The sequence below is a fragment of the uncultured Winogradskyella sp. genome, from assembly GCF_963975125.1.
In the GTDB taxonomy this organism is placed as follows: Bacteria; Bacteroidota; Bacteroidia; order Flavobacteriales; family Flavobacteriaceae; genus Winogradskyella.
Window position 1 is genome coordinate 1 of record NZ_CAXBGB010000084.1, and the last position, 13,263, is coordinate 13,263.

11 protein-coding genes and 1 pseudogene are annotated in these 13,263 nt (G+C 32.3%); 11 read left to right on the forward strand and 1 reads right to left on the reverse strand.

The window, feature by feature from the left end; translation table 11 throughout:
* Window positions 1-1,665: pseudogene (locus AAC053_RS11630) on the forward strand (hypothetical protein); the annotation flags it as partial.
* A 116-nt stretch (window positions 1,666-1,781) separates the two neighbouring features.
* Here the strand turns inward: AAC053_RS11630 and AAC053_RS11635 are convergent.
* Window positions 1,782-2,459 carry a Crp/Fnr family transcriptional regulator gene (locus tag AAC053_RS11635; RefSeq protein ID WP_339756692.1) on the reverse strand — a complete coding sequence of 226 codons (678 nt, stop codon included), beginning with the start codon at window positions 2,457-2,459 and terminating at the stop codon, window positions 1,782-1,784.
* A gap of 111 nt (window positions 2,460-2,570) precedes the next feature.
* Here AAC053_RS11635 and AAC053_RS11640 point away from each other — a divergent pair, with 111 nt between their 5' ends.
* The 10 genes from AAC053_RS11640 to AAC053_RS11685 all read left to right on the forward strand — a co-directional run bounded on the left by AAC053_RS11640 (window position 2,571) and on the right by AAC053_RS11685 (window position 13,255).
* Window positions 2,571-4,946, forward strand: a complete 2,376-nt coding sequence (locus AAC053_RS11640) for a heavy metal translocating P-type ATPase metal-binding domain-containing protein (RefSeq protein WP_339756695.1) — start codon at window positions 2,571-2,573, stop codon at window positions 4,944-4,946.
* 132 nt (window positions 4,947-5,078) lie between these two features.
* Window positions 5,079-5,264, forward strand: a complete 186-nt coding sequence (gene ccoS / locus AAC053_RS11645) for a cbb3-type cytochrome oxidase assembly protein CcoS (protein ID WP_339756697.1) — start codon at window positions 5,079-5,081, stop codon at window positions 5,262-5,264.
* Window positions 5,265-5,275: 11 nt separating this feature from the next.
* Window positions 5,276-7,477, forward strand: coding sequence for a cytochrome-c oxidase, cbb3-type subunit I (ccoN, locus tag AAC053_RS11650; protein WP_339756700.1), 2,202 nt, complete (start codon window positions 5,276-5,278; stop codon window positions 7,475-7,477).
* Between the two features lie 7 nt (window positions 7,478-7,484).
* Window positions 7,485-7,670, forward strand: a complete 186-nt coding sequence (locus tag AAC053_RS11655) for a CcoQ/FixQ family Cbb3-type cytochrome c oxidase assembly chaperone (protein ID WP_339756702.1) — start codon at window positions 7,485-7,487, stop codon at window positions 7,668-7,670.
* A complete protein-coding gene (locus AAC053_RS11660) occupies window positions 7,667-8,542 on the forward strand; it encodes a cbb3-type cytochrome c oxidase N-terminal domain-containing protein (protein WP_339756705.1) in 876 nt (291 codons plus the stop codon). The genes AAC053_RS11655 and AAC053_RS11660 overlap by 4 nt, the downstream gene beginning before the upstream one ends.
* 87 nt (window positions 8,543-8,629) lie before the next feature.
* On the forward strand, window positions 8,630-10,054 hold the full coding sequence (gene ccoG / locus AAC053_RS11665) for a cytochrome c oxidase accessory protein CcoG (protein WP_339756706.1): 1,425 nt from the start codon (window positions 8,630-8,632) through the stop codon (window positions 10,052-10,054).
* 86 nt (window positions 10,055-10,140) lie between these two features.
* Window positions 10,141-10,587, forward strand: coding sequence for a FixH family protein (locus AAC053_RS11670; protein WP_339756709.1), 447 nt, complete (start codon window positions 10,141-10,143; stop codon window positions 10,585-10,587).
* A complete protein-coding gene (locus AAC053_RS11675; RefSeq protein ID WP_339756712.1) occupies window positions 10,588-11,289 on the forward strand; it encodes a sulfite exporter TauE/SafE family protein in 702 nt (233 codons plus the stop codon).
* Window positions 11,290-11,304: 15 nt separating this feature from the next.
* Window positions 11,305-12,735, forward strand: coding sequence for an aspartate aminotransferase family protein (locus AAC053_RS11680; protein WP_339756714.1), 1,431 nt, complete (start codon window positions 11,305-11,307; stop codon window positions 12,733-12,735).
* Between the two features lie 85 nt (window positions 12,736-12,820).
* Window positions 12,821-13,255: an Rrf2 family transcriptional regulator gene (locus tag AAC053_RS11685; RefSeq protein ID WP_339756717.1), complete on the forward strand. Its 435-nt coding sequence runs from the start codon at window positions 12,821-12,823 to the stop codon at window positions 13,253-13,255.
* The last annotated feature ends 8 nt before the right edge of the window (window positions 13,256-13,263 follow it).

Here is a 13,263-nt window from a genome sequence, read left to right on the forward strand (position 1 = left end):
TGGACTATAATTTCTCCAGACTTATCGACTAACGACCCAGAGAAACAAAAACAATCTGAAAGTGGAGGACTGAGTATGGATGCAACAGGTGCTGAAAATTATACTACCATATTAGTAATTGAACCTTCAGAAGTTGAAAAAAATATGTTATGGGTTGGTACTGACGATGGTCGTGTGCATTATACAAAAGATGGAGGAAACTCTTGGACAGACGTTTCTAAAAATATTAAGGGATTACCAGCAGGAAGTTGGATTGCCCAAATTAAAGCATCAAATAAAAATAAAGGGGAAGCACTTTTAATAGCTAATGATTATAGGCGATTTAATTATACTCCGTATGCCTACCGAACAAAAAACTACGGAAAAACATGGGAACGTATCGTTGACGAAAATGATGTACAAAGCTACACTTTAGCTATAGTCGAAGATTTAATTGAACCTAATCTTATCTTTTTAGGAACTGATGATGGTTTATATGTTTCAATAAATGCAGGAAAGAAATGGACAAAATGGACGGAAGGCTTCCCTACAACATCAGTAAAAGATTTAGTAATTCATCCAAGGGAACATGACTTGGTTATTGGGACTTTTGGACGTGCAGCGTGGGTTTTGGATGATATTAGACCATTGCGAGAAATGGCAAGGAGTAAATCTGTAATTAATTCAAACATTAAATTGTTTAATCCACCAACAGCTTACCAAGCAGCATATCAGCAACCAACAGGTAGTCGCTTTGGTGCAGACGCAATGTATCATGGTGAAAATCGTGGTGAAGGTGCTAGTTTTTCATATTTATTCAATAAAAAGGAAATGCCAAAAGAGGATATAAAGGATGAAGATTCCGACAAAGATGAATCTGATGACTCAGATACAGACATGGATTCTGAAAAAGAGGACTCTAAAGTTAAATGGGATTCTTTAACACTTAAATTATATGATGGAAATCGTTTAATAAGAACTTTAAAAACTAAAACACCTAAAGAAAACGGAGTTTATAAATGGACTTGGTATATGGATGAAGCTGGAGTAAGCAGACCTTCTCGAAGAATAAGAAAACAAACCAGAGAATCTGGAGGTGTAAGCGTAAAACCTGGAACCTATAAAGCTGTTCTGCATTATGGAGACATGATGTCTGAAACTATAGTTACTATAGAATCTGACCCAAGATTAGACGTTTCTCAAAAGAATACAGATGAAGTATATGCTGCAGCTAAACAACTAGAGAAAATGCAAGAAACATCTGCAAACGCAGTGAAGCAACTTTTAGAGAGCAAAACTATTGCAGAGAAATATAAAACCGATTTAACTAAATTAGATAAAGTTGCTTATAAAGATCAAATAAAAGCTTCAAAGGAAATTGTAAAAGCAATTGATAGTCTTATTAATAAGTATTTGGGCAAAGTTGATAAGCGGCAAGGAATAACAAGAAACCCTGAAGTAACACCATTACAACGTCTTGGCTTAGCAACAAACTATGTGTACAATAGCCAAACAGGATTAACCTCAACTGAAACCACTTTAATTAAGCAAGCAAAAGATGCTTTAGATAAACTATTGGGTGAAACGAATGCGTTTTTCAGTAAAGAATGGAATGATTATAAAACTAGTACGAAACAGTTACAAATAAATCCATTTAAAGAAATTAAGATATTTAGTATTGATTAAGAAGAAGAATTAAAAGTTAATTTTATCATTCTAAATTTATTTTCAGAATCGTGAATAATCAGTTTAAGTTTATATGATCTTTAGAAAATGTAACAAATTGATTTTACAGGCATCTTTTATTCGATCAATTTAAGACTTCTATGGTCTTCAATCTTTATACGCTTACCAGATGTTAATATTAATCCCTCTTTTTTGAATTGAGATAAGATTCTAATTGCAGATTCCGTAGCTGTACCAACAATACTAGCATAATCTTCTCGAGAAATAATTATATTCAAATAACCTGTCTCATCTACACCAAAACTATCATGAATATAAATTAGTATCTCAGCCATTCGACGCTTTACAGATTTTTGCGCCATATTAACTAAGGAATTATCAGAATCTTTTAAATCATCAGCCATTTTCTTTAATACGTCCATGGTGAAATCTGCATTTCTAGACAAATCTTTCATAATTTCACTTTTTGGAATAAAGCACATTTCCATATCATTTAATGCCACAGCGCTTAGATTTGTAACTTGATTAGAAACTAATGAACGTTTTCCTAAAAGACCTCCTTTTACCACCAATTTCACAACCTGATCTTTACCATTTTCACTTAATTTGGTTAACTTACAAACCCCGTCTTTAACACAATACACTCCATTTAAAGTGTCTCCTTCTTCAAAAATAATTTGTCCTTTTTTATAGACCTTTCCTGTTTTACAAGCCGAAACACGCATCAATTCATCTCGGGTTAAGGATTTTAAAGAATTAAATTCTTTAACAATACAGGATTCACATTTACTCATACCAATTGATTTTTATAGCCATTTCAAATATAACTAATACATGACAAATATCATATTTTTAAATCCTATATTGTGTAATCTTTGATTTAGGTATAAAATGAGCAAATTAAAATGAAAAACAACAATTGTTTTCATTGTGGTGATAACTGTGGTAACCATATCATTACGTTTCAAGACAAAACATTTTGTTGTAATGGTTGTAAAACTGTCTTCGAAATTTTTAACGAAAACAATTTAACCTGTTATTACGATTTACAAAATTCACCTGGTGCAATTCCTAAAGAAATTGAAGGTAAATACGATTTTCTATCCCAAGAAAACATCATAGAAAAACTCACCGAATTTAGAAGTGATAGCATAGAAATTTCTACGCTTTACATTCCACATATACATTGTAGTTCTTGTATCTGGATTCTAGAAAACCTAAAGAAGTTGAATCCTAATATCTCAGATTCTCAAGTTAATTTTGGAAAAAAAACGGTTCGCGTCACTTATAATTCTTCTGAAACAAATTTAAAGTCGGTTGTCCTTTTACTAAGTTCAATTGGTTATGAACCTTATATTAGTTTAGAGGATTTTAAATCTAGAAAAAAGCATATCAACAGAACACTAATATACAAACTTGGTGTTGCTGGGTTTGGCTTCGGAAATATCATGTTTTTATCATTTCCTGAATATTTTGAAGTCAACGAGTTTTGGTTAGAACAGTATAAACCATTATTTCGATGGTTAATGTTTGCATTGTCATTACCTGTTGTCTTTTATTCTGCTCAAGACTATTTTATCTCTGCCTTTAAAGGTTTAAAAGCAAAAATTTTAAATATCGATGTGCCAATTGCTCTTGGAGTTTCTGTTTTATTCATAAGAAGCACTGTTGAAATCGCATTTGACCTAGGTTCTGGATTTTTTGATAGTTTAGCAGGATTAATTTTCTTCCTTTTGGTTGGAAAGTTTTTTCAACAAAAAACCTATGATTTTCTATCCTTTGAACGCGATTATAAATCGTACTTCCCAATTGCAATAACTAAGATTAATAAAGAAGGCTATGAGGAAACCATTCAAGTTTATGATATTGAAAAAGGCGATCGAATTCTTATAAGAAATCAAGAGTTAATTCCTGTAGATGGAATATTAATAAATGGCAAAGCTAAAATAGATTATAGTTTTGTTACTGGCGAGTCTCAAACACTTTCTAAACAATCTGGAGACAAACTTTTTGCTGGCGGCAAACAAACCGCAGGAGTTATAGAGCTCGAAGTTTTAAAATCTGTAGAGCAAAGTTATTTAACACAATTATGGAGTAACGATGTCTTTAACAAAAACAAGGAAGATGGCTTTACAAATATTACCAACAACATTAGTAAACACTTTACTATTGCTATTTTAACTATCGCAGTTATTGCAACAACATTTTGGTTGTTTACAGATGCCAGTAAAGCTATGAACGTTTTTACAGCAGTACTTATAATAGCATGCCCTTGTGCTATAGCACTATCTGCACCATTTACTTTTGGAAACTTATTACGCATCTTCGGAAAGCTTAAATTTTACATAAAAAATGCCAATGTTATAGAGCAACTTGCTCAAATTGACACCGTAATTTTTGATAAAACAGGAACAATTACATCTAATAAAAATAATAATGCTGAATATGATGGCGAATTATTGTCTAAGCAAGAATCTTTAGTCTTAAAAAATTCGCTCCGTGGCTCTAATCATCCATTAAGTAGAACATTATATACTATTTTAGAAGAGAATAATATTGTAACGCTCGACACTTTTGAAGAACATATTGGAAAAGGTATTACCGCAAAACATAAAAATATAAGCCTAAAAATAGGATCTGCCAGTTTTGTTGGAAACCTTAAAGAGGCCACAGTTTTAAATACTACAGTACACATTAGTAGTAACAATACCTACAAAGGTAAATACACATTTTATAATAGTTACAGAAAAGGGGTTTCTAAACTCTTTAATCAGTTAAAAAAACATTTTGATTTAGTTATTCTATCTGGCGATAATGAAGGTGAACTTGAAAACTTGAAAAAACTATTACCTGCTAAAACAAAATTAATCTTTAATCAGAAGCCAGAGGACAAATTAGAATTTATAAAATACCATCAATCTGAAGGTGCAAAAGTATTGATGATTGGTGACGGATTAAATGATGCTGGTGCTTTAGCTCAAAGTAATGCTGGTATTGCTATATCTGAAGATGTTAACGTCTTCTCACCTGCATGTGATGCTATTTTAGATGCATCTAAATTTAAGCAACTCTATGATTATATTTTAGCTTCAAAATCTGCTATAAAAATTATTAAATGGAGCTTTGTACTTTCATTTTTTTATAATATTATTGGGCTATACTTTGCAGTTACTGGTCAATTAGCACCTGTGGTAGCAGCTATACTAATGCCTTTTAGCTCTATTAGTATTGTTATATTTACAACAATTGCTACGAATCTTTTAGGACGAAAATTAAAATAAGTCTATAAAAACACTTCCTTTAGGGAAGTTTTTTTATAGACTTAGGAATAGGAAAATATTATTTGAACATGACAAAAATCATGTTTTAAAAACAAGTTCAACAGTAATTTTGAGCAATAACTTCAAGTAGGTATGAGTGTTATTTATATTTTACTAACTGTAAGCGTTATTGTTGGCGTCGCATTCTTTATTGTCTTTTTAGTTGCAGTAAAGTCTGGTCAATACGATGATGGCTATACACCTTCTGTACGCATGCTTTTTGAAGATGAGTTAGTAAAACCTCAAACTGAACAATCAAAAAAAACAAAAACTGACTAATTATATTTAATATGGAAATGCAACAATTCTATTACGATAATAAAATCGTTAAAAAATTCCTCTACGCAACTATTGTTTTTGGCGTTGTTGGAATGCTTGTAGGTCTTCTACTCGCTTTTATGTTTTTATTCCCAAATATGACTGACGGTATTTCGTGGTTAAGTTTTGGTCGTCTTAGACCACTACACACAAATGCTGTAATCTTCGCCTTTGTAGGTAATGCAATTTTTGCTGGAGTATACTATTCTCTGCAACGTTTACTAAAAGCTAGAATGTTTAGTGACCTTCTAAGTAATTTCAACTTTTGGGCATGGCAACTAATTATAGTTGGAGCTGCTATTACATTACCTCTTGGGTATTCTACTTCAAAAGAATATGCTGAATTAGAATGGCCATTTGATATTGCTATTGCCTTAGTTTGGGTCGCCTTTGGTGTAAACATGATTGGTACCATATTAAAACGTCGCCAACGTCACTTGTATGTAGCTATTTGGTTTTATATAGCAACTTTTGTAACCGTTGCTGTTTTACATATTTTTAATAGTTTAGCATTACCAGTAAGCGGACTTAAAAGTTATTCGGTATATGCAGGTGTTCAAGATGCCTTAGTACAATGGTGGTATGGACATAATGCAGTTGCATTTTTCTTAACCACTCCTTTCTTAGGTTTAATGTATTACTTTGTTCCTAAAGCAGCAAATAGACCTGTATATTCTTATCGCTTATCCATTGTTCACTTTTGGTCATTAATCTTTATATACATCTGGGCAGGACCTCACCATTTATTATATACAGCATTACCAGAATGGGCTCAACATCTAGGTGTGGCATTCTCTATTATGTTATTAGCGCCATCTTGGGGAGGTATGATTAATGGTTTATTAACCCTACGTGGAGCTTGGGATAAAGTTCGTACAGATCCTGTTTTAAAATTTATGGTTGTAGCCATTACAGGTTATGGTATGGCAACTTTTGAAGGCCCAATGCTATCTCTAAAGAATGTAAATGCTATTGCACACTTTACGGATTGGATTATAGCTCACGTTCACGTTGGTGCCTTAGCATGGAATGGTTTCTTAGCCTTTGGTATGATCTATTGGTTAATCCCAAGATTATTTAAAACAAAACTACACTCAATTGGTTTGGCTAATGTCCATTTTTGGATAGGCACTTTAGGTATCATATTATATGCTCTACCAATGTATGTTGCAGGTTTCGCACAAGCTAGTATGTGGAAACAATTTAATCCAGATGGCACATTAGTTTACGGTAACTTTTTAGAAACTGTAACAGAAATAATGCCTATGTATTGGATGCGTGCTATTGGTGGTACATTATTTATTATAGGTATGCTCATCTTAGTATATAACGTCATAATGACCGTTGTAAAATCTGAACATAAAGTAACAGATGAATTAGCTGAAGCACCAGCATTACAGCGTGTATCTAAAAAACGTGTAGCAGGAGAAGGCTGGCACACCTGGTTAGAGCGTAAGCCAGTTTTATTAACTATATATGCAACTGTAGCTATTTTAATTGGTGGTATCGTTCAGATTATTCCAACTATTGTAGTAAAATCTAACATCCCTACTATTAGTAGTGTAAAACCATATACTCCTCTAGAGCTAGAAGGTAGAGATCTTTATATTAGAGAAGGATGTGTAGGTTGCCATTCGCAAATGATACGTCCGTTTAGAAGTGAAGTAGAGCGTTACGGTGAATATTCTAAAGCTGGTGAATTTGTGTACGACCATCCTTTCCTTTGGGGAAGTAAACGTACAGGACCAGATTTACATAGAATTGGTGGAAAGTATTCTGACAACTGGCACTTTAACCACATGTACGACCCTCAAAGTACGTCGAGTGGATCAATTATGCCATCTTATAAATGGCTAATTGTAGGTGAAGGCAGTGAATTAGATAAGTCATTTACTGAAAAGAAAATGGAAGTTATGGTCACACTAGGCGTTCCATATACAGAAGAAGAGATTGCAAATGCTCAAGCTTCTATGCTAGAACAAGGTACGAAAATTGAAAAAAATCTTTATAACGATCCAGATTTTGTAACATCTTATGAAGCTGATAAAGCAGCAGGTGGAGACCAATTTATAGAAATGCGTAATCGAGAAATAGTTGCAATGATTGCTTACTTACAACGCTTAGGTACTGATATAAAAGTAAAAGATATTATTAACGAAACTGCTCAAAACTAAGTATATCATGCTAAAATTTGTCAAAAACCATATGGAAAGCATTACAGGTATAGAAATATACCCTATAATTTCTCTTCTAATATTCTTTATATTTTTTGTAGTACTCTTTTATTGGGTAATTACAGCTAAGAAAGATTATATAACCACTGTTAGCAACTTACCATTAGATAACGAAAACGACACCCTATTATGAGAAATTTAATTCCATCATACATTAGAGTACCATTAATGTTTTTTATTATTGCCGGACTCGTAGAGTACTTTGTAGATTCAGGTGACCAACCTGCCTTTATAGAGCAACCAATAATCTTATTATTCTTATTGCTTGTATTCTTAGTAATTATAGCTATAGAAGGTATTGTTGGTTCAATAGATAATATCCTTTATCAAAGTTTAGAGGAAAAAGGAAAAGAACGGTATTTAGCCTCAAGAACTAAAACTCCTCAATTTAACAAGTTAAGCACACTTTATTCAAAATTAGTAGGAAAAAGTAAACCTATTGAAGAGGAAGGTGAAATTATACTAGACCATAACTATGATGGCATAAAAGAATTAGACAATGATCTACCACCATGGTGGGTTTACACCTTTTATCTCTCTATAGTTTTTGCTGTTGTATATATGGTGCGCTATCATGTTTTTAATGCCGATGACCAATTTGTAGAATATGAAACAGAATATGCTGAAGCCAATCGTGCTATTAAAGAATACAAGAAAACAGCCAAGGGGTTAGTGGACTATAATACGGTTGAGGTATTAACTGAAACTTCAGACTTAAATGCAGGAAAAACCATATATGAAACTAATTGTGTGGCTTGCCATAAAGCTGATGGAGGAGGTGGAATTGGACCAAATCTAACAGACCAAAATTGGATTTTAGGTGGTGGTATTAAAAATGTGTTCAAAACTATTTCTGAAGGAGGACGAGACGGTAAAGGTATGGTAGCATGGAAATCTGAATTAAAACCTTTAGAAATAGCACAGATATCAAGTTACGTCTTACAATTTAAAGGGACAACACCAGCAGAACCAAAAGCAGCCGAAGGAGATATTTGGGTAGAATAAACAGAAAAGAATAGATCAAAAACGATCTAACAATTACTGAAACTGCTCCAAAAGTAGTTTCTAATAACTCATCTAAGCTATTTAAAAATGGAAGCTCCAGAAAATGAAGTTTTTCGAGATTCAATAAGCACCATTGATGAGAATGGTAAGCGTAAATGGATATTTCCTAAAAAGCCTTCAGGATTTTTTTACGAAAAACGAAAATTAGTAAGTTACTTCTTATTAGTCTTCTTATTTACTGCACCTTTTATTAAAATTAATGGCAACCAATTTCTTTTATTTAACATATTAGAAAGACGTTTTAATATTTTTAGCTTCCCTTTTTGGCCACAAGACTTCTATTTATTCGTTGTCTCTATGCTAATTGGTGTTATTTTTATAACACTATTTACAGTTGGTTTTGGACGTATATTTTGTGGATGGATATGTCCGCAAACCATTTTTATGGAAATGGTTTTTAGACGTATTGAATATTGGATTGATGGAGATCGAAACAAACAAATGCGTATACAACGTCAAAAATGGGATGCAGAAAAAATCAGAAAACGCCTGCTTAAATGGTTCATCTTTTTAGTAATTTCTTTCTTAATTGCTAATGTGTTTTTAGCCTATTTAATTGGTGGAGATCAACTTCTAAAATATATTATTGAAGGCCCTTTTGAGCATATGGGCACACTCGTTCCATTATTAATATTCACAGCCGTATTCTATTTTATTTTTGCTTGGTTTAGAGAACAAGTCTGTATTATAGCATGTCCTTATGGACGTTTGCAAGGAGTACTATTAGATAATAAGTCTGTTGTTGTTGCTTACGACTATAAACGTGGTGAAGCAGAAAATGGCAGAAAGAAATTTAGAAAAAAAGAAGATAGAGAAGCATTAGGCCATGGAGACTGTATTGATTGTGTACAATGTGTAAACGTTTGTCCTACAGGTATAGATATAAGAAATGGCACACAATTAGAATGTGTTAACTGTACAGCATGTATAGATGAATGTGATGACATAATGGAAAAAATAAACCTGCCTAAAGGTTTAATCCGTTTTACTAGTGAAGATAATATAGAGAAAAAAAAGCCCTTTAAACTTACAGCGCGTTTAAAAGGGTACATTGCTGTATTAATAATATTAATTGGAGTATTAGCAGGAATGCTCGCATTGCGAAATGATGTTGAAGCCAGAATCTTAAGATTACCAGGCCAACTTTACGAACATAAAGACAATGGTATTATTAGTAATGTTTATACCTTTAAATTGGTAAACAAAACCTCTAAAGAAATAAATGATTTAAGCTTTAAACTAAGAGGATGGGAAGGTACAATACATATCGTTTCCACGTCTGAAACATTTATTGTTGAGCCACAAGGTATCGCAGAGGGTACTTTATTTATAGAGCTGAAGCAAAGTGATTTGTCTGGAGATAAAAATAAATTGAGAATTGATGTGTATAGCAAAGGTGAATTAATAGAGACTACTAATGTCGGTTTCTTAGGCCCTCGAAGTTATAATTGATTTTAAAATAAATTAATGCGATCCTGAGTTAAGCTTAGGATAGTAAATTTAAAAAAAAGAGTCCTGTATACTCAGGAAATAAAGAGATGAAAATAAATTGGGGAACAGCTATAGTTATTTCTTTTGTATGTTTTATATCATTTATTATGTACTTCGTTATTAATATGAGTACAAATAAAAAGTATGATCATGATTTAGTTGTTGAAGATTATTATCAACAAGAACTAAAATATCAAGAAGATATTAATAAAGAAGAGAATGCAAAAGACCTCGCATCAAATGTAAGTTGGCAAAAAACCAATGAAGGTATAATTATCAGTTTTCCAAAAGATTTAGAAAGTAATAATATTAAAGGTAAAGTGTTCCTATATAGACCATCTAATAAGCAATTAGATATTGAAATTTCTATTTCATTATCTAACCACAATTTGCTCATACCTGACAATAGTTTGTTAGATGGTCGTTGGAACATTAAAGTCGATTGGACTTATAAAAATCAAGATTATATGTACAAAACAGATATTATATATTAAATGTTAGTATCTGCACTCATATTAGGTTTATTAGGAAGTTTACACTGCGTTGGTATGTGTGGCCCTATTGCCTTTATGTTGCCTGTAGATCGCTCTAACTCGTTTACAAAAGTTAGTCAAATTGGAGTTTATCATTTTGGTAGGTTACTAGCTTATAGCTTATTAGGTTTCATTTCTGGCCTAATTGGAAAAAGCCTTTACATCTTTGGTATTCAACAACAATTATCAATTGTAATCGGTGTTTTAATGATTGTTTTGGTTTTAATTCCTTATAAAACTTTGGGTAAATACAACTTGTCTAGACCACTAAATAAAATTATTTCAAAAGTAAAATCATCACTAGGTAAAGCTTTAAAAAAGAAATCCGCAGATACTTTTTTAACTATTGGTTTTTTAAATGGCTTCTTACCATGCGGATTAGTTTATATGGCTGTATTTGGTGCTATTGCAACAGGTAGTTTGTTAGAAGGAAGCTTGTATATGGTTTTATTTGGACTTGGTACTATTCCTTTAATGACCACAGCGATCTATTTAGGTAAATTTTTAAACACTACTATAAAGCAACGCATCCAAAAAGCGATTCCTGTTTTCGTGGTTATTATTGGAGTTTTATTTATTCTTCGTGGTTTAGGATTAGGGATCCCTTACCTCTCTCCATCACTATTAGTTAAAATGACTACTAGTGCTATAGAATGTCATTAAAAAATACTCTAGAAAATGAACAAAAACTCGCATAAATTGCAATTGAGCAGAGATGACATGAAACAATATGGCTATCAGGTTATTGATGCAATTGTAGAACATTTTGATACAGAACATGAAAAAAAACCTGTAGCCTATGCTTCAAGAAAAGAAATGGATTCTCTATTTAATATGGAGATACCCAAAGAAGCAACTTATTATCAAGATGTTTTAGATTTTGTGGTAACAAAAGTCTTACCAAATAGCAATATTGTATCGCATCCAAAATCTTACTCTTTTGTACCTGGACCCAGTAATTATGTAAGTGTAATGGCAGATACATTAGCAACGGGATTCAATATTTTTTCTGGAGGTTGGGCAGCTTCGCCTGCTGCTGCAGAACTAGAAATAGTAAGCATGAATTGGTTATTGAAACTCTTTAAGTTTCCTACAAAAAAAGGAGGAGGGATTTTTACAAGTGGAGGTTCTATGGCTAATCTAACAGCACTAGTAACAGCCAGAAGACAATGCTGCGGTGATGATTTCTCAAAGGCTAGCATATACATGTCAGACCAAGCACATTCATCAAACATTAAAGCGATACGAGTTCTCGGCTTTAAAAAAGAACAAGTAAGAATTATACCTACAGATATTGAGTTTAAAATGTCTATTAACAAACTAAAAAATGCAATAGCTAAAGATAGGTTAGAAGGTCTCCAGCCGTTCTGTATTATCGCCTCTGCTGGCACTACAAATACAGGAAGTGTAGATCCCTTAAATGAAATTGCTAAAATATGCAAAGCAGAAAAACTTTGGTTTCATATTGATGGTGCTTATGGAGCTGCTGCTTTTTTATCTAAAAAAGGAAGTCAATTATTAAAAGGAATTGAAAAAGCAGATTCGCTAACTATAGATCCTCATAAATGGATGTATCAACCTTATGAGATGGGCTGTTTACTAGTTAGAAACCATAAATGGTTAAGTCAAGCTTTTAGTGAGAAACCAGAATATTTAAGAGATATTGAAGGTAACACATCTGAAATTAATTTTTATGATCATGGTATACAACTTACACGACGTTTTAGAGCTTTAAAGTTTTATATGTCTATGAAAACCTTTGGTCTTAATGCCTTTAAAAAAGCGGTCACTTATTCTATCGATTTAGCAGAAGAAATAGAGGACTATTTAAGAAAAAGTGCAAACTGGGAAGTCATTTCACCTGCTACTTTGGCTGTTGTAAATTTTAGGTACAATCCTATTGGCAACTCTTATTCTGAGAGAAAAATAGATGCTATTAACCAAGAAATTTCTAAAAAAATAGTTGCTTCTAGAGAAGCCTTACTTGTCACTACTATATTACAAAATCAAGTGGTTTTACGAATGTGTTTAATTAATCCAAGGACAACTATTCAAGATGTAAAGGAAACATTAAATATCTGCATTCATTTTGCTGAAGAAAGTGTTTAACCTCTAATTTTAACATAATGTTAATTAAGACATTTATATCCTATTTAATAAATCTTAGTACCTTTGTATTTATAAATTAACATTTATGTTTTCAAAAGCTTGCGAATACGGAATTAAAGCTACAATTTTTATAGCAACACACTCTTATCAAAGACAACGTGTCAGTCTAAAAGAGATTGCTAAAGAAATAGATTCTCCTGTAGCCTTTACCGCAAAAATTCTTCAAAACTTAGTGAGGCATAATATTATTAACTCTATTAAAGGTGCTTATGGTGGTTTTGAAATTGAAAAAAATAAAATTTCAACAATCAATTTAGCCCAAATTGTAAATGCCCTAGATGGAGACCAAATATATACTGGTTGTGGTTTAGGTTTGCACACCTGTGATGAAAAACGCCCTTGTCCGGTACACGATAAATTTAATGTCATTAGAACTGAACTTAAAAATCTGTTAGAAAACACAAACCTAGAACAGCTTGCTTTAGACATTAAATCTGGAGTTTCATTTTTAAAAATATAAAAAAAATT

Coding starts and splice junctions, on each gene's coding strand:
- AAC053_RS11635 (WP_339756692.1), bottom strand. CDS start 2,459: ATGAGTAAATGTGAATCCTGTATTGTTAAAGAATTTAATTCTTTAAAA.
- AAC053_RS11640 (WP_339756695.1), top strand. CDS start 2,571: ATGAAAAACAACAATTGTTTTCATTGTGGTGATAACTGTGGTAACCAT.
- ccoS (WP_339756697.1), top strand. CDS start 5,079: ATGAGTGTTATTTATATTTTACTAACTGTAAGCGTTATTGTTGGCGTC.
- ccoN (WP_339756700.1), top strand. CDS start 5,276: ATGGAAATGCAACAATTCTATTACGATAATAAAATCGTTAAAAAATTC.
- AAC053_RS11655 (WP_339756702.1), top strand. CDS start 7,485: ATGCTAAAATTTGTCAAAAACCATATGGAAAGCATTACAGGTATAGAA.
- AAC053_RS11660 (WP_339756705.1), top strand. CDS start 7,667: ATGAGAAATTTAATTCCATCATACATTAGAGTACCATTAATGTTTTTT.
- ccoG (WP_339756706.1), top strand. CDS start 8,630: ATGGAAGCTCCAGAAAATGAAGTTTTTCGAGATTCAATAAGCACCATT.
- AAC053_RS11670 (WP_339756709.1), top strand. CDS start 10,141: ATGAAAATAAATTGGGGAACAGCTATAGTTATTTCTTTTGTATGTTTT.
- AAC053_RS11675 (WP_339756712.1), top strand. CDS start 10,588: ATGTTAGTATCTGCACTCATATTAGGTTTATTAGGAAGTTTACACTGC.
- AAC053_RS11680 (WP_339756714.1), top strand. CDS start 11,305: ATGAACAAAAACTCGCATAAATTGCAATTGAGCAGAGATGACATGAAA.
- AAC053_RS11685 (WP_339756717.1), top strand. CDS start 12,821: ATGTTTTCAAAAGCTTGCGAATACGGAATTAAAGCTACAATTTTTATA.